This is a genomic window from Marinobacter lacisalsi, from assembly GCF_042651045.1.
Classification (GTDB): domain Bacteria; phylum Pseudomonadota; class Gammaproteobacteria; order Pseudomonadales; family Oleiphilaceae; genus Marinobacter; species Marinobacter lacisalsi.
Window position 1 is genome coordinate 23,396 of record NZ_JBHSDI010000056.1, and the last position, 16,363, is coordinate 39,758.

The following is a 16,363-nucleotide window of genomic DNA, read 5'->3' on the forward strand; positions in this document are numbered from 1 at the left end:
CGAATTACCTGGATGGGACATTATCCCTGTGAGATCGGCTCATCCGCGGCCGCATGTCAGTCATCGTAATCGGCTTTCTTCTTCCAGGTATCGTCATGGAGGAAGGTGTCCCATTGCTTGTCCAGCCGGCTTTGCTGTTCCGCCGAACGGGCCTGCTCGCCACTGCTCAGTTCCTGTTCAAGCTCATGGATTCGTCCCTTGAACGCCGCCACGGCCCTCGCGGCCATATCATTGCCCCTGGACTTGGCCATCTCCGAGGCTGCCAGGTGGTAGGCGTGGATAGCCTTGCGCAATTCGTTCTGTTGTACATGATCCCTGGCCTGGAAAACGAACAGGTCCGCATGGGTTTTGTGGATGGTAAACAGGACGTGATGCAGGTTGGCCTTGGCTGTGGCAGCGTTGATCTTGCCGGACTTGTGCAGGGATTCAATCAGTTTGAAAAGGTTTTGCAGCAACTCCTTGACATAATTGGACTTCTCCGGAGAGTCGATGATGACCTTGGGGTGTTCGTCGGTTCCGTCCATCACCCTTTGTTTGTTTTCCCGTACCGTGGCCAGCCACTGCTTCACCGGCAGGTCGGTGCGCTCCTGCTGGAGACCGTTGCAGGTTTCTTCCATGCGACGAAGCAGCAGCAGTTTGATGTCCCGGGTCAGGTACTGGCCGGGCAACTCGTCATAGATGCGATAGGCCCGGTTGTAGGCGTCTTCCAGGGTGGCGATGCGACGGGCACGCTCGATACGGGCGCGTTCGCGCATCTGACTGACAACGACGATGACGATCGATATGACAACGACCGTCAGCAGAAGCAGGATAATGGTGGTGGTATTCATGTATCCCTGGGGCGCTCCCTGATTATCTTTATGATTGGGGAAAGCTCGTCCCGGAACAGGTGACCTTCGGAGCCGTATTGACCTGTCCGGAAGTGCGTGAGCTATCGCAAGTATCTGGCAGACTAGCGGAAAAGTCTAATCGATTCCGTTCCATCTTGTTACAGGTGATATAGTGACACAATAATAGCGTTCCGGAGGCCCCCGCCTGTCATGGATATTTCCCGCGTTGACCTGAACCTGCTGGTATACCTGGATGTGTTGCTGCGGGAAAAGAATGTCACCAAAGCCGCCAATCACCTGGGCATTACCCAGCCGGCCATGAGCAATGGTCTGCGTCGCCTGCGGGATCTGTTTGACGACCCTTTGCTGGTCCGTACCAGTGAGGGTATGACTGCAACCGAGCGGGCCACGGAGTTGCAGCCACTGGTGCGCAGTATTCTCTCGAACATCGAGCAGGCGGTTCAGGAGAAGGCTTCGTTCTCGGCCGGCGAGAGCCAGCGGGTGTTTCGTATCATGGCCAGTGATTATGCCGAATCCTGCCTGATGCCTCGGGTGCTGCGACGGATCCGTCAGGAAGCCCCCAACGTTATCCTCGATGTACTCACACCCAGTGACGTGAGCTTCCAGGATGTGGAGCAGGGGCGCCTGGACATGGCCATTAACCGGTTTGACAAGATCCCCCAGTCGTTCCACCAGAAAACCCTGTGGACCGAGTACTTTGCCTGCCTGATGAACGTTCGCAACCCGATCCTGCAAGACCCGTTCACCCTGGACAGCTATCTTGAGGCCAGCCATATCTGGGTCAGCAAGACCGGCTTTGGCGTGGGTGTGGGGGTCAACCCCAAAGATGTGCAGCGCCTTGGCTGGGTGGATGAGGCTCTGGGCCTGATGGGGCGCAAGCGGCACATTTCCGTTTTCACCCGCCACTACCAGGTGGCAATGCTGCTGGCGGAGCAGCACGACCTGATTGCCACGCTGCCCAGCCGGGCCGCCTGGCTGCAGAAGGACAATCCGCAGCTGGTCATCAAGCCGCCACCCTTTGATATCCCCCCTTTCGAGCTGAAGATGGCCTGGAGCCCACTCTTGCAACACAATGCGGACCACCAGTGGCTGCGGCGGCTGGTTGCTGAAGTGGCCGGGGAGGTGGACGAGGAGTTCGCCGAGTTCGGGCGTCAGTTCGAGGCCGAGGAGCCAGACGGCCCCCATCGGTCAGAGCGGTAGTTCTCTCAATTCGAGAGAAGGTCGGGCGGTATCCCACATGCGTTGGAAGTTTTCCGCCACTAACTTGACCCGACCACTGTCGGCAAAGCCGGCAAAACCTTCCGGACGGTCAAACTGGTGCCTGAACAATACGCCCTGACGGTCCACCAGCAGAAAGGGTTGCTCCGTTGGTGGATAGTCCTCATTGATCAGTCGCAGGCTGATGGCACTGGGCAGGCGGCGCGCCAGTTCCACCACGCGATGGCGGCGTTTTACCAGTGGGGTGTCATCGTGGATGAGCAGGCGGACTTCGCTATTGCGGTGATGTCGGGCCAGCCAGGACAGCAGGTCCCGGAACGACTGGCGATCGTAGAGGTCATGGTCAAGCATCCGGTCATACAGCCACACCCGTTGCCGGGCCTGGCCCACCAGGCTGTCCATCAGCTCCGGCACCTGGTGTTCACTATCGATCAGCCAGCTTTTGTCGTCTGCGCCCAGTATCAGAGGCCATGGTCGTACGCTGTCGTCAACAAAATGCCGGGTGGCCAGCGTCGGCGCGAGGCAGCGCATGCCGTAGTGGGGGATGCCGGCGTCATCGTAGGGCTCCGTGCAGACGTGGAAGCTGCTGCGTTGGTAGAAGGCAACGGCGTGTTCCTGAGCCGAGAGGTGAATATTCCGCACCTGACCAGCGGCCTGGACCATCAGGTGCCGCAGCAGTTCCTCGCCAATCCCGCTGCCGCGGTGTTCCGGCAGCACCGCCATACGACCGATATGGGCGGTATCATCAAGTGTGTTGAACATGCGCGCAGTGGCAACCGGCGTGTTGTCTGCCAGTACCGCCAGGAAATGATCGGCGATTTCGTCAGTGTCGTCCCATTCCAGCTCGGGGGGCACGTTCTGCTCGTCGATGAAGACAGTCTGGCGGATTGTCTTGAGTTCCTGGGGCGCCAGCTGCCAGCTGTACTTGCGGAATCTCACGGTCATTCGAAATAAAGGCTTCCCTGATTGTAGAGAACGGTCAGCAGCTCAGCGAGCGCCGGGTCCTGGCAAAGTCGGGCGATAGCAGCGGTGTCCGGCCGGCTGGCCGAGCACAGTAGCGGCGCCAGCGGGCGGGCATCGCCACCGAGCAGGTAACGTTCCCCATCCACGAAAAGCGCCGTCTGCTCGTCCAGTTCCGTATAGGCGAAACGCGAGCCCTCATTCCAGCGCAGCACGCCATCACTACCCAGGGCTTCCAGCAGGTCGTCAGTGGTAGCCGGTGGTTCGGCTGGAATCACGATGTCGCTGTTCTTGGGCGCCGTACTGAATTGTCCGAACCACAGGGCGAGCTGGCGGCGGTCGGATATGCGCGACTGGATCTCGGCCTGCAGCCGGTCCAGCACACCCTGACCAATAGTGCCCGGGTTGTCCGACAACTCCGGTTCGCGATCCGGGAAGTGGCCCGTTACATCGGTTTCGGAACAGAGGAAGTCCGTGAAGCTGGTCAGCAGGTCGTCCACGGTTGGCGCCCGGAAACCGACGGACAGGGTAATGCAGTCGTCCTCGGCGACGCCGTGATGACCGATGCCCGGTGGCAGGTAGAGCATGTCGCCGGGCTCAAGTACCACTTCCTCTTCCGGCTGCCAGTCCTTCAGGATGCGCAGCGGCGTGCCGTCCACCCGGGGTGACTGATCACTGCATTCGCCGCCAAAACGCCAGCGCCGGTGCCCTTCCGCCTGCAGAAGGAATACATCGTACTGGTCGTAATGGGGGCCGACGCTGCCACCGGGCGGCGCATAGCTGGCCATGATGTCGTCCAGCCGCCAGTTGGGTATGAAGCGGAAGTGGTCGAGGATATCGGCTACTTCCGGTACCCAGTGGTCCAGCCCCTGGACCAGCAGCGTCCAGTTGCCGGCGGGCGGGGAGGTGAAGCGGTCTGTCCCGAAGGGGCCGTTATGGAGCTGCCAGGGGTGACCGTTCTCCTCCTCCACCACGATGCGGGACTCCACCGCCTGTTCGCAGGCCAGCCCGGCCAGCTCATCGGCGCTCACCGGGCACTGGAAGCCAGGGAACGCCTTGCGGATGACCAGTGGCTTCTTCTGCCAGTAGTCCCGCAGGAAGGTGTCGGCGGACAGGCCGCCGGGCAGTCGGTCGGGTACGGTCATGATCCGATATTACCAGCCTGTTGGGCGGCATTGCCGGTGTAGGTGGCCGGCGTCAGCGCCATGAGTTCATCTTTTGCCGCCTGGGGGATATCCAGGCTCTGTACGAAATCCTGGATCAGCTCCGGAGTCATGTCCTTGCCCCGGGTCAGTTCCTTGAGTTTTTCGTAGGGCTTCTCGATATTGTAGCGGCGCATCACGGTCTGGATCGGCTCGGCCAACACTTCCCAGGCGTTATCCAGATCTGCGGCCAGGCGTGCCGGATTCACTTCCAGCTTACCCAGCCCTTTAAGGGTCGACTCGTAGGCAATCAGGCTGTGGGCAAACCCAACGCCCAGGTTACGCAGCACGGTTGAGTCGGTCAGGTCACGCTGCCAGCGGGAAATCGGCAACTTGCTGCCCAGGTGTGCCATGAGTGCGTTGGCAATGCCCAGGTTGCCTTCGGAGTTCTCGAAGTCGATGGGGTTGACCTTGTGGGGCATGGTGGAGGAGCCGATTTCCCCGGCCACGGTCTTCTGCTTGAAGTAACCGAGGGAGATGTAACCCCACAGGTCGCGGTTGAGGTCAATCAGGATGGTGTTGAACCGCCCAACGGCATCAAACAGCTCCGCAATGTAGTCGTGGGGTTCGATCTGGGTGGTGTACGGGTTCCAGGATAGCCCCAGGCCTTCCACAAAAGCTTTGGCGTTGGCCGCCCAGTCAATAGAGGGATAGGCCGAGAGATGAGCGTTGTAGTTACCTACGGCGCCGTTGATCTTGCCCAGTAGTTCCACCTTCCGGATCTGGGCCAGCTGACGGCGCAGCCGATGGACGACGTTGGCCAGTTCCTTGCCAACGGTACTTGGCGACGCGGTCTGGCCATGGGTGCGGGACAGCATGGGCTGTTCAGCGTGCTCCAGTGAGAGCGTCTCGAGGTGTTTGACAATCTTGTCCATGGCCGGCAGCAGGCCGTCGTCGAGGCCTTCCCGCAGCATCAGGGCGTGGGAGAGGTTGTTGATATCCTCGGAGGTACAGGCGAAGTGGACGAATTCGGTGATGGCCTGCAGTTCGTCCACTGGCGCGATCTTGTCCTTGATGAAGTATTCCACCGCCTTGACGTCGTGGTTGGTGGTCCGCTCGATGGATTTGATGGCCTCTGCATCCGCCAGGCTGAAGTTGTCGATGATGTGGTCCAGTGCATCCCTGGCGCCAGTGCTGAGGGGCGGTACTTCGGTAATATCCGGATGGTCGGCGAGCTGCTGCAGCCAGCGCACTTCCACCTTGACCCGGTTGCGGATCAGCCCGTACTCGCTGAAAATTTCCCGGAATACCGAAACTTTGTTGCCGTAGCGGCCGTCCACCGGCGAAATGGCGGTCAGGCTGGTCAGTTCCATCAGTTTTACACCTCATCAGAATCGGGCAGGGCGCAGGAAGCTGCGGCGGCCTGCGGGTAAATGATCTGGTGCCTATGATACACCAGCGCAAGCGGCAATTCAGCGCTACGCGGACCGCGCTGGTGGCGCATGGGGGAAGTTATTCGGAATGGTAGACCGACTGGTTGGCCTTTTCCGCCAGTTCCCGGGCGATGGCGGCCACCTTGCGGCGACGGAAGATCAACTGCCAGCGACGCCCGCCGGTCTGACGCCAGAGTACCGCCGAGCGGATACCAGCGAGCAGCAGGGCCCGGACCCTGGCGGCGTTATCTTCCCGTTGCAGTACGGACGGGTCGCCGGTGACCTGAATACGCAGACGGAAGGTGCTGATGGTGTCCGTGTAAATGGAGGCCAGGTTGCCAATCAGGTTGCCATGCACATAACCGAAATGGTTGGCGGTATGGCGTGCCTGGTCAATACGCTCGCCGATGGCGCCCATCATGTCCCGCTTGCGATTGAGGCTGGATTCCAGCTGAATGAGGTTCAGGCTGTAGCGGAGAATATCCATGTCCTGCTGACGGGTCTGGTTGCTGAGGATCTTGGCGAGGGCGTCCAGACCTTCACGCAGGTTCATCAGTTCCCCGCCGTAGACATCCAGGGTGTTGTCCGGGCTGGTCACAAACAGCGAACGCAGACTGGTTTCCAGGGAGGACTCGGCACAGCGCCCCTGGTGGGCCACCTGGCTGACCAGGGTGGCGGCCTGGAAAACACCTGCCAGGGCCAGGGTCTGGTCGGTCAGGGACTTGCTCAAGACGCCTCCGCCTTCACGCCCGTGATCGACGCCGTGGGGTCCTCCTGGTCGTCTCGCCAGGTGGTCTCGATGACCGCGCCGCCGAGGCAGACTTCACCGTCATAGAAGACCACTGACTGGCCCGGGGTGACTGCCCGCTGGGCCTCGTCAAAGATCACACGGGTACCCTGGCCGGTGACGGTAACCTCGCAGTCCTGGTCCGGCTGGCGGTAGCGGGTCTTGGCCTTGCAGCGGAAGCGCTGCGCCGGTGGTTCCCCGGCAACCCAGTCCACCGGGCCGCTGAGCAGGCCGCGGGAGAACAGCAGGGGGTGGTGCTTGCCCTGGACGGCAATCAGCACGTTCCGCTGGAGGTCCTTTTCGGCCACGTACCAGGGGTCATCACTGAAGCCCGACAGGCCGCCGATACCCAGCCCCTGGCGCTGGCCAATGGTGTGGTACATCAGGCCCTGGTGGCGGCCGATGACCTGGCCATCCGGTGTCTGGATTTCGCCGGGCTGTGCCGGCAGGTATTGCTTGAGGAAGTCGCTGAACTTGCGCTCCCCGATAAAGCAGATACCGGTGGAGTCTTTCTTGTCGTGGGTGACGAAACCCTGCGCCTCGGCGATGCGGCGAACCTCGGGTTTTTCCAGCTCACCCACCGGAAACAGGGTTCGGGCGACCCGCTCGCCGGACACGGCATGCAGGAAATAGCTCTGGTCCTTGTTGTTGTCCAGGCCCTTGAGCAACTGGGCCCGGTCGGGATGATCCGGGTCCGGGCGCTGACGGGTATAGTGGCCGGTGGCGATAAAGTCGGCGCCGAGGGTCACGGCGTAGTCCAGGAACGCCCTGAACTTCACTTCCTTGTTGCAGAGGATATCCGGGTTGGGAGTGCGGCCAGCACTGTATTCCGACAGGAAGTGTTCGAACACCCGGTCCCAGTACTCCGCGGCAAAGCTGGCGGTATGCAGAGGGATGCCAATGGCCCCGGCCACCGCCTGGGCGTCGGCAAGATCGGTCATGGCGGTGCAGTACTCGGTGCCGTCGTCCTCGTCCCAGTTCTTCATGAACAGGCCTTCCACCTGGTATCCCTGGTCCTTCAGCAGCCATGCGGCCACGGAGGAGTCGACACCGCCGGACATGCCGACAATGACCCGGGTATCTTCTGGTTTTCTGGGGGCAGGCTGGTTCATGGCGCTAACAGGTACTGGTTACCGGTGAATGTCAGGGGCGAAATTGTAACATCCTTTGTGCCGGTCACGCTTCCGGCTCCACAATGACGTCCAGCGGGAACTGGCGTCCTTCTCGGTAATCCAGTATGCAGTCAAGCACCATGGGGCTGCGTAGCCGGTCGCCGAGGTTCCGGATCTCGTCCAGGGTCAGCCAGTGGGCGGCGACGATGTCGTCATCGAGCTGGTCGGTGACGTGGCGCAGCGGGCTGGCGGCAAAACAGAAACGGAAGTAGGTGACACCATTGGCTGGGGCAATGTACCGGTACATGCCCAGAAACGCCTGGGGCTCAACCTCCCAGCCGGTTTCCTCCAGGGCTTCCCGGCAGGCGGCATCGGTGACAGCCTCGCCTTCCTCAATGTGGCCGGCGGGCTGGTTGAAGACGACCTCGCCATTGATTCGTTCTTCCACCAGCAGGAAGCGGCCCTGGGGGTCTTCAACGATAACGGCAACGGTAGCGTGTGGCTTCCAGGTCATGGGGATCCTCAGTCAGGTTTTGTGTCGGGTCCTGCGCTTATCGGGCTTTCGCCCTGGGCGATTTGGAGCCCTGGCGGGCGCACGGGCGCGAGCCGGGAGATGAACCGTCAGGCTGCGGGATTCGCCGGGGGCGAGGCCGTCAACGCTCCACTCGCCGATGCGCCAGCGTACAAGGCGCAGGGTAGGGTAACCGGTTGCGGCCGTCATGCGACGTACCTGCCGGTTGCGGCCTTCGGTGAGCTTCAGTTCCAGCCAGGATGTGGGAATGTTGGCGCGCTCACGTACCGGCGGATGGCGGGGCCACAGAGCTGGCGGATCAATGCGTTGTGCAGCGGCGGGTCGGGTGGGCCCATCCTTGAGGTCGAGCCCCCGTCGCAGTCGCTCAAGTGCCTCGTCACTGATCTCTCCTTCGACCTGAACCAGGTAAGTCTTGGTCATTTTCTGGCGGGGGGAAGCGATTCGATGTTGTAGTCCGCCGTCGCTGGTCAGCAGGACGAGGCCTTCGGAGTCATAATCCAGTCGCCCGGCAGGATAGACGCCGGGTATATCCACGTAATCACCCAAGGTTGCGCGCCCCTGGTCATCACTGAACTGGCAGAGCGTCTGGAAGGGTTTGTTGAGAAGAATAAGGGCAGCCATTCCGGCATGTTAACAGACTGACATCCATTAGCAGCCGGGAATGGCTTATGATCACGGTGCTGTCGGTTCCGACTCAGCCGTTGACCATGCGCACCACGTTACTGGTGTGGCCCCGTTCCTGTTCGGCGTCGTCCCGGGTTGTACGGGACTCCTGGCCTTTCGCTGCCGGTTGTTGCTCCGGGACGATGTTTACGGCGTGAACGCCCTTGTCGCTGGGTTTCTTTTCAAAGGTTACCGGCTGTCCGGCTTTCAGGGTTTTGTACCCTTCCATTTGTACCGAGGAGAAATGTGCAAACAGGTCATCACTGCAGCCCTCTTCGATAATGAAGCCATAACCCTTGGCGTTATTGAACCACTTTACTTTGCCCCTTGGCATGATGAACTCCCTTGTCCTGTCATTATCTGTCGTAGCCGTTGGCCTCAGTGAGGCCGTGCGCTACGGTGTTTTACACAATTTTACATTGCAGGATTTACTTTTGACCATTCACTGGTGGGAGTCAACACCAAAGTTGCGGGAATCACTGATTGTGCACATTACATCATTGTTATGGGGGTATATGGCGCAATGATATCTACAGGTTTTCTGTTTTTTTGTATCGTTGGGTTATAGCAATAAATTTTATAAAAGCAGGTAGTCTAAGGCCGGTTGTCCTTTCGGTCCGGGCGTATGGCTGGCGGGTGCTGCTCTGCACTGGTTGAAGGAGGGCGCGACGCGGTATCATGTTTCATTGAACCCGGTGGCGGTTCTGCTGTCGTAACTGTGTCGGTTGCTGGTTTGTCCAGGAGGCCATGATTGTGCCGCGAAATGTTGCGTGCAGTCTGGCGAATGGGAGCGGCAAGATGGCGTCCAGGGGCACAGCAGAGCATTGCCGATCTTGAAAACCCGCCTCCGGACACCCATCTTATGTCACAGAAACCGACATCCGGTAAGAGAATCATGCGAACTCTGAGAAATTCTCTACTAGTATTGAGTCAGGGGGATCACGACGATCAGGGCGAGCCCGGTCGCGAGGACGGCGTCAGTGTGGCGCCGGAAAAACCGGCTCTGAAGCGGCCCGCCCGATATCAGGTGGTCCTCCTGAACGACGATTACACGCCCATGGATTTTGTTGTGGATGTGTTAATGAAGTTCTTCGCCATGAACGAAGAAAAGGCGACGCAGGTGATGCTGCTCGTCCATACGCAGGGAAAGGCCGTATGTGGGGTGTATACCCGGGACATCGCGGAAACGAAAGCAGCGCAGGTGAACCAGTATTCCTCCGAGTGCGAGCATCCGCTGCTGTGCGAGATTGAACGTGCGGACTGACTGACCTTATGCGGGGTGGCCCATGCTGAGCAAAGATCTAGAAATTACGCTGAATGCCGCTTTCCGGAATGCCCGGGACAAGCGTCATGAATTCATGACGGTAGAGCACCTGCTACTGGCATTGCTTGACAACGATTCAGCTGTGGGCGTCCTCAAAGCCTGCGGGGCAGATATGCAACGTCTGCAGGATGAGCTGACCGAGTTCGTGGATTCCACCACGCCCCTGATCCCCGGCAGTGACAATGAGCGGGAAACCCAGCCGACCCTGGGATTCCAGCGCGTGCTGCAGCGGGCGGTTTTCCATGTACAGTCTTCTGGCAAGAAGGAAGTGACCGGCGCCAATGTGCTGGTGGCCATCTTCAGCGAGCAGGAGAGCCAGGCGGTTTACCTGCTGAAGAAACAGAATATTGCCCGCATTGATGTGGTCAACTTTGTTTCCCACGGCATCTCCAGGGTTCAGGGCGCCGAGGACCAGGAGGCCCAGGATCCGGCTGCCCAGGAGGAAGGTGCCGAGGAGGGTTCCTCCAACCGTCCGCTGGAAGCCTATGCGTCCAACCTGAACGAACAGGCCCGTCAGGGTCGTATTGACCCGCTGATCGGCCGTGAGCACGAGGTTGAGCGGGTGGTGCAGATCCTGGTGCGCCGCCGCAAGAACAATCCGCTGTTGGTGGGCGAAGCCGGTGTTGGCAAGACCGCCATTGCCGAGGGGCTTGCCCGTCGCATCGTGGACGGCCAGGTGCCCGATATCATTTCCGATGCGGTGGTCTACTCCCTGGATCTGGGCGCGCTGCTGGCCGGCACCAAGTACCGGGGGGACTTCGAGAAGCGGCTGAAAGGCCTGCTGGCCGAGCTCAAGAAGGAAAAACGGGCCATCCTGTTCATTGACGAGATCCACACCATTATCGGTGCCGGTTCCGCTTCTGGTGGTGTCATGGATGCCTCCAACCTGCTCAAGCCGATGCTCAGTTCCGGCGAAATCCGCTGCATTGGCTCCACCACGTTCTCCGAATTCCGGGGGATTTTCGAGAAAGACAGCGCACTGGCCCGTCGTTTCCAGAAGATTGATGTGAACGAGCCCAGCGTTGAGGATACCTATCAGATCCTCAAGGGGTTGAAGCCCCACTTCGAGAAACACCACGATCTCAAGTACACCGACAAGGCCCTGCGTGTGGCGGCGGAAATGGCGGACCGGTACATCTCTGATCGCCATCTGCCGGACAAGGCCATTGATGTCATCGACGAGGCTGGCGCCCGTCAGCGTCTGCTGCCGGAAGCCAAGCGCCGCAAGGTGATTGGCGTGTCGGCCATTGAGGACGTGGTGGCCACCATTGCCCGCATTCCGCCGAAGAGTGTGTCCAGCAACGACAAGGACCTGCTGCGCAACCTGGAGCGGGACCTGAAGATGACCGTATTCGGCCAGGATCCGGCTATCGAGTCCCTGTCCAATGCCATCAAGCTGGCCCGGGCCGGGCTCAAGGCACCGGAAAAGCCGGAAGGCGCTTTCCTGTTCGCCGGTCCCACGGGTGTGGGCAAGACCGAGGTAACCCGGCAGTTGGCCAAGGTACTGGGCATCGAACTGGTCCGCTTCGACATGTCGGAGTACATGGAGCGCCATACCGTGTCACGGTTGATTGGTGCGCCTCCGGGCTACGTTGGTTTTGACCAGGGTGGCCTGCTGACCGAGTCCGTCAACAAGCACCCGCACTGCGTGCTGCTGCTGGATGAAATCGAGAAGGCGCACCCGGAAGTGTTCAACCTGCTGCTGCAGGTGATGGACCACGGCACCCTGACCGACAATAACGGCCGCAAGGCAGACTTCCGTCATGTGATCCTGGTAATGACCACCAACGCGGGGGCGGAAGATATCAGCCGTCGTTCCATTGGTTTCCAGGAGCAGGACCACAGCACGGATGGCATGGAGGTGATCAACAAGATGTTCACGCCGGAATTCCGCAACCGCCTGGATTCCATTATCCAGTTTGGCGGACTGGCACCGGAAATCATCACCCACGTGGTAGACAAGTTCCTGACCGAATTGCAGGCCCAGCTTGATGAGAAACACGTGGTGCTGCATGTGGATGATGAGGCCAAGCTCTGGCTGGCGGAGAAGGGGTATGACCCGACCATGGGTGCCCGCCCGATGGCCCGCCTGATCCAGGACAAGATCAAGCGCCCGCTGGCGGAGCAGATCCTGTTTGGTGCGCTGTCCGAGAATGGAGGCGAGGTGAATGTTCACCTCAAGGACGAAGAGCTGGTGTTTGAATACGAGGATGAACCTGCCGAAGCGGTCTAGACGCTCCGGGCTCAGCCCGGGCTTCCGCTGATATTCTGGCTTTCACCAACAACAAAGCCCCGCCAGAGCGGGGCTTTTTTTGCGCAGATGTCAGGCCGCTGTTCAAACAGCCCGGCAGGCTGGCGGCATTAACGGGCGCGGTAGACGATACGGCCCTTGCTCAGGTCGTAGGGAGTCAGCTCGACCTTGACCTTGTCGCCAGTGAGGATGCGGATGTAATTCTTGCGCATCTTGCCGGAGATGTGGGCGGTCACAACGTGTCCGTTGCTCAGCTCCACACGGAACATGGTATTGGGAAGGGTATCAACAATAACGCCTTCCATTTCAATGACATCTGATTTCGCCATTCAGTAAGAACCTCGCTTGATTGGGTTTCCCTGATTCCGGAATGGCGCAATTCTGCCTCATTTGCAGGCGATTGGCAAAAAAAGCGTCGATTCGACGAAGGTTTTTCCCATGCCATTGCCGAAGGAGGTTCGTCAGTAATCGCCTGAATCCGGATCAAATTCCTGCCAGGTCCCATCGATAAGGGCCTCGATGGGACGATAACGGGTTTTGTAGTTCATCTTCCGGCTTTCGCGGATCCAGTAGCCCAGATACACCCAGGGGAGCCCCCGCTCCCTCGCCTCGCGGACCTGCCAGAGGATGGCCAGTGTGCCCAGGCTGCGCTGATCATGATCCGGGTCGAACATGGTGTAGATGGCGGACAGTCCATCTTCCAATTGGTCCAGGACGGCGAGGCCAATCAGCTTGTCATCCACATTCATCTCCAGAAACCAGCTATCGGTGGCACCTTCGACAAGGAACGACTGAAACTGGTCCCGGGATGGCGGGTACATATCACCATCGGCGTGGCGTTCATTGATGTATCGTTCGTACAGCCGATAATAACGCTCGGAGAATTGCGCTGGCACCAGCTTGAAGGTGACATCCTGGTTGCGCTTCCATACCCGCCGCTGGGACCGGTCAGGGTGAAACACCCGGGCGTCCAGGCGGACGGGGATGCAGGCGTTGCAGTACTCGCAGTGGGGACGATAATAATGGGAGCCGCTGCGACGAAAGCCCAGGGCGGTGAGCTGGGAGTAGAGCCGCTTGTCCACATTCGCCCGCGGGTCCACAAACATGGTGGTGGCGTTGCGGCCAGGCAGGTAACTGCAGCTGTGGGCCGGTGTGGCAAAAAATACCAGCGTTCTCAGGCTGCTCATTCAGTGTTCCTCAACCCTGTGTGGTCTTCCGGGCGTCGGTCATTCCAGGTCCAGTCCAGCCGCCAGCTATCATGGCGGGGTGGTTGACCCACATTCTCCTCCAGTATAGTCAGGAATTCCCGCCTGGGAATAGTCCTCGCGCCCATTCGCAGCAAATGAGGGCTCTCCACCTGACAGTCCATTATCCGAAAGCCCGAGCGCCTCAGTTCTCCGCACAGGTGCACCAATATCACCTTGGAGGCGTTGGTTTCGAGGGAAAACATGGACTCGCCAAAGAAACAGCGTCCGATAGCCAGCCCGTAGAGGCCGCCCACCAATTCGTCCCTGTGATTCCAGGCCTCGATGGAATGGGCGTGGCCCCGGCGGTGGAGCTCGATATAGGCCTGCTCCATCTCGTCGGTAATCCAGGTGCCTTCCGGGCGTGTGGAGGCGCAAAGCCGGATGATGCGGCGGAAGACTTTGTCTGTGGTTATCCTGAAGCGCTTCTGGTTCAGGGTCCGGCGTAGGCTGCGGGATACATGAACCTCATCGGGAAAGAGTACGCAGCGGGGGTCGGGTGACCACCAGAGGATCGGCTGGTCGTCGCTGAACCAGGGGAAAATGCCATGCCGGTAGGCATGCAGCAGGCGTTCAGGCGACAGGTCGCCTCCGAGGGCGAGCAGGCCATCGGGTTCACGAAGGGCCTCCTCTGCCGGAGGAAACCAAAGGTAGTCTGGGTCAAGCCAGGGCAGGGCGCTCATCGGGGCTGCCTCGTCTTGCCCACCCGGGCCGGCGGCCAGGGTGGGTGGGTCGCAGGGTCAGACTCAGCCCTGCTGGTCCAGGAACTTCTCGGCATCAAGCGCGGCCATGCAGCCGAAACCGGCAGAGGTGACGGCCTGACGGTAGACGTGGTCCGCCACATCGCCGGCGGCGAAAACCCCGGGCACACTGGCCTGGGTTGCCATACCTTCGAGGCCGCTACGGATGCGGATATAACCGCCTTCCATATCCAGTTGGCCTTCGAACAGCTCGGTATTCGGGCGATGGCCAATGGCGATGAATACGCCGGCCAGGTCCAGCTCCCGGGTGCTGCCATCCTTGGTGTTGCGTATGCGCATGCCGGTCACACCGGTGCCGTCGCCCAGTACCTCATCCAGGGTGTGGTCCCAGACAATGTTCACGTTGCCGTTTTCGGCTTTCTCGAACAGTTTGTCCTGCAGGATCTTCTCGGCGCGGAGCTTGTCACGACGATGGACGAGGGTCACCTCATCGGCAATGTTCGACAGGTACAGCGCTTCCTCAACCGCGGTATTGCCGCCACCGATAACCGCGACTTTCTGCTTCTTGTAGAAGAAGCCATCGCAGGTGGCGCAGGCGGATACGCCCTGACCCTTGAACTTTTCCTCAGACTCCAGCCCCAGGTACATGGCAGAGGCCCCGGTAGCGATAATCAGCGCATCGCAGGTGTATTCGCCGCTGTCGCCCTTGAGACGGAATGGGCGATTGCGCAGGTCAGCCTCATTGATGGTGTCATAGATCACATTGGTCTCGAACCGCTCGGCATGCTTGAGCATACGCTGCATGAGTTCCGGCCCCTGGACACCGTCATTGTCACCGGGCCAGTTATCCACGTCAGTCGTGGTGGTGAGCTGGCCGCCCACTTCGATGCCGGTAATCAGAGTAGGCTGAAGGTTGGCCCGGGCCGCGTAAACGGCGGCGGTGTAGCCGGCGGGGCCGGAGCCCAGGATGATCAGTCGGGAGTGCTTGGTGTCGGTCATTGCTCGTGTCTCTTCGGTTCTCGGTGGCGATGGTTCCGGGACACTAAGGTGTCTGGCGGCCGTTATTATGAATATCGGGGCGTCCGGCTGTCCATCAAGGTCCGTTACGGAGTTTCTGAGGCAGGAAAGGATACCAAGGTATACCCGAAACGCGAATTTGATTGCCGCAATTCCGGTCATTGAACCTTGCTATCTGTGATCCGGTGAGCGGTTATCAGCCGCGGCCAATCACCGGTACCTGATCAAGGAGTTGCCTGACCCGCTGCTCCCCCTTGCCACTGTCGCCCTGTTCCAGGCGATGGGCGGCGATGGCCGGGAATACCGTCTGCACGTCGTCCGGCAGCACATGGTGGCGGCCCTCCATCAGGGCCCATGCCCGCGACGCCCGTACCAGGCCGAGGCCGGCCCGGGGAGACAGGCCATATAGCAGGCCTGGCATGCGGCGGCTCTCTTCCAGCAGGTTCTGAACGTAATCCAGCAGGGCCGGGCTCACGCTGACCCTGGCCACGCCTTCCTGCAGGGTCTTCAGGTCTTCCGTGTGGAACATGGTGCGCAGTCTTTCGGTCATCCGGCGCCGGTCTTCACCCTCCAGCAGTTCACGCTCGGCCTTCGGGTCCGGGTAGCCCAGCCGCAGGCGCATCAGGAAGCGATCGAGCTGGGATTCCGGCAGGGGGTAGGTGCCGCCCTGTTCCGCCGGGTTCTGGGTGGCGATGACAAAGAACGGCAGGGGCAGTGGGCGTGTCTCACCCTCGATGGACACCTGCCGCTCCTCCATGGCCTCCAGCAGGGCACTCTGGGTGCGCGGCGAGGCACGATTGATTTCGTCGGCCAGCACCACCTGGGCGAAGATGGGCCCCTGGTGAAAGATCAGGGAGCCGGCCTCACGGTCGTACATGGAAAAACCCAGAACGTCTGCCGGCAGCAGGTCGTTGGTGAACTGGATTCGCTGGTAACTCAGCCCCATGACCTTGGCCAGGGCATGGGACAGGGTGGTCTTGCCCATGCCGGGGATGTCCTCGATCAGCAGGTGGCCCTGGGCAAGCAGCCCGCACAGGGCCAGTCGGATCTGGGGCTCCTTCCCCAGGACAATGTGGTTGAGTTCGGTGATCGCGGCGTCGATCAGTTTCTTCATGGAAAGCCCGATGT

The 16,363-nt window shown here is 60.2% G+C and carries 17 protein-coding genes; 3 read left to right on the top strand and 14 right to left on the bottom strand.

The genetic code is table 11. From position 1 onward, the window contains the following. Positions 1 to 56 precede the first annotated feature (56 nt). Positions 57 to 830: a hypothetical protein gene (locus tag ACFOZ5_RS15335; protein ID WP_379888861.1), complete on the bottom strand. Its 774-nt coding sequence runs from the start codon at positions 828 to 830 to the stop codon at positions 57 to 59. A gap of 210 nt (positions 831 to 1,040) precedes the next feature. On the opposite strand from ACFOZ5_RS15335, the gene ACFOZ5_RS15340 reads away from it, so the two are divergent. Next, the gene (locus ACFOZ5_RS15340; protein WP_379888863.1) at positions 1,041 to 2,051 is read left to right on the top strand and encodes a LysR family transcriptional regulator; all 1,011 of its coding nucleotides are present in this window, start codon (positions 1,041 to 1,043) and stop codon (positions 2,049 to 2,051) included. On the opposite strand, the gene ACFOZ5_RS15345 is transcribed toward ACFOZ5_RS15340, so the two are convergent. The 8 genes from ACFOZ5_RS15345 to ACFOZ5_RS15380 form a co-directional block, all read right to left on the bottom strand. Then, positions 2,040 to 3,014 carry a GNAT family N-acetyltransferase gene (locus ACFOZ5_RS15345; RefSeq protein ID WP_379888864.1) on the bottom strand — a complete coding sequence of 325 codons (975 nt, stop codon included), beginning with the start codon at positions 3,012 to 3,014 and terminating at the stop codon, positions 2,040 to 2,042. The genes ACFOZ5_RS15340 and ACFOZ5_RS15345 overlap by 12 nt on opposite strands. Then, positions 3,011 to 4,174, bottom strand: coding sequence for a JmjC domain-containing protein (locus tag ACFOZ5_RS15350; RefSeq protein ID WP_379888866.1), 1,164 nt, complete (start codon positions 4,172 to 4,174; stop codon positions 3,011 to 3,013). The genes ACFOZ5_RS15345 and ACFOZ5_RS15350 overlap by 4 nt, the downstream gene beginning before the upstream one ends. Further along, the gene (gene purB / locus ACFOZ5_RS15355; RefSeq protein WP_379888868.1) at positions 4,171 to 5,544 is read right to left on the bottom strand and encodes an adenylosuccinate lyase; all 1,374 of its coding nucleotides are present in this window, start codon (positions 5,542 to 5,544) and stop codon (positions 4,171 to 4,173) included. The genes ACFOZ5_RS15350 and purB overlap by 4 nt, the downstream gene beginning before the upstream one ends. Positions 5,545 to 5,683: 139 nt before the next feature. Beyond that, positions 5,684 to 6,334, bottom strand: a complete 651-nt coding sequence (gene hflD / locus ACFOZ5_RS15360; protein WP_379888870.1) for a high frequency lysogenization protein HflD — start codon at positions 6,332 to 6,334, stop codon at positions 5,684 to 5,686. Continuing rightward, positions 6,331 to 7,503, bottom strand: a complete 1,173-nt coding sequence (mnmA, locus tag ACFOZ5_RS15365) for a tRNA 2-thiouridine(34) synthase MnmA (protein ID WP_379888872.1) — start codon at positions 7,501 to 7,503, stop codon at positions 6,331 to 6,333. Before mnmA ends, hflD begins: the two co-directional genes overlap by 4 nt. 64 nt (positions 7,504 to 7,567) lie before the next feature. After that, the gene (locus tag ACFOZ5_RS15370; protein ID WP_379888874.1) at positions 7,568 to 8,017 is read right to left on the bottom strand and encodes an NUDIX hydrolase; all 450 of its coding nucleotides are present in this window, start codon (positions 8,015 to 8,017) and stop codon (positions 7,568 to 7,570) included. Between the two features lie 12 nt (positions 8,018 to 8,029). Continuing rightward, complete coding sequence (locus ACFOZ5_RS15375; protein ID WP_379888876.1) at positions 8,030 to 8,656, bottom strand: pseudouridine synthase; 627 nt, start codon at positions 8,654 to 8,656, stop codon at positions 8,030 to 8,032. A 73-nt stretch (positions 8,657 to 8,729) separates the two neighbouring features. Then, positions 8,730 to 9,032, bottom strand: a complete 303-nt coding sequence (locus ACFOZ5_RS15380; RefSeq protein WP_379888878.1) for a cold shock domain-containing protein — start codon at positions 9,030 to 9,032, stop codon at positions 8,730 to 8,732. 561 nt (positions 9,033 to 9,593) lie between these two features. Here ACFOZ5_RS15380 and clpS point away from each other — a divergent pair. Further along, positions 9,594 to 9,962: an ATP-dependent Clp protease adapter ClpS gene (gene clpS / locus ACFOZ5_RS15385; RefSeq protein ID WP_379888880.1), complete on the top strand. Its 369-nt coding sequence runs from the start codon at positions 9,594 to 9,596 to the stop codon at positions 9,960 to 9,962. Positions 9,963 to 9,984: 22 nt separating this feature from the next. After that, a complete protein-coding gene (clpA, locus tag ACFOZ5_RS15390; RefSeq protein WP_379888882.1) occupies positions 9,985 to 12,255 on the top strand; it encodes an ATP-dependent Clp protease ATP-binding subunit ClpA in 2,271 nt (756 codons plus the stop codon). 128 nt (positions 12,256 to 12,383) lie between these two features. Here clpA and infA read toward each other — a convergent pair whose 3' ends face one another. From infA to ACFOZ5_RS15415, 5 genes are all read right to left on the bottom strand, one after another. After that, on the bottom strand, positions 12,384 to 12,602 hold the full coding sequence (gene infA, locus ACFOZ5_RS15395; RefSeq protein WP_008938619.1) for a translation initiation factor IF-1: 219 nt from the start codon (positions 12,600 to 12,602) through the stop codon (positions 12,384 to 12,386). A 132-nt stretch (positions 12,603 to 12,734) separates the two neighbouring features. After that, the gene (locus tag ACFOZ5_RS15400) at positions 12,735 to 13,460 is read right to left on the bottom strand and encodes an arginyltransferase (protein WP_379888884.1); all 726 of its coding nucleotides are present in this window, start codon (positions 13,458 to 13,460) and stop codon (positions 12,735 to 12,737) included. Then, complete coding sequence (aat, locus tag ACFOZ5_RS15405; RefSeq protein ID WP_379888886.1) at positions 13,457 to 14,200, bottom strand: leucyl/phenylalanyl-tRNA--protein transferase; 744 nt, start codon at positions 14,198 to 14,200, stop codon at positions 13,457 to 13,459. The genes ACFOZ5_RS15400 and aat overlap by 4 nt, the downstream gene beginning before the upstream one ends. Before the next feature lie 63 nt (positions 14,201 to 14,263). Further along, the gene (trxB, locus tag ACFOZ5_RS15410) at positions 14,264 to 15,217 is read right to left on the bottom strand and encodes a thioredoxin-disulfide reductase (protein WP_379888888.1); all 954 of its coding nucleotides are present in this window, start codon (positions 15,215 to 15,217) and stop codon (positions 14,264 to 14,266) included. Positions 15,218 to 15,431: 214 nt separating this feature from the next. Continuing rightward, the gene (locus tag ACFOZ5_RS15415) at positions 15,432 to 16,349 is read right to left on the bottom strand and encodes an AAA family ATPase (protein WP_379888890.1); all 918 of its coding nucleotides are present in this window, start codon (positions 16,347 to 16,349) and stop codon (positions 15,432 to 15,434) included. Between the last annotated feature and the right edge of the window lie 14 nt (positions 16,350 to 16,363).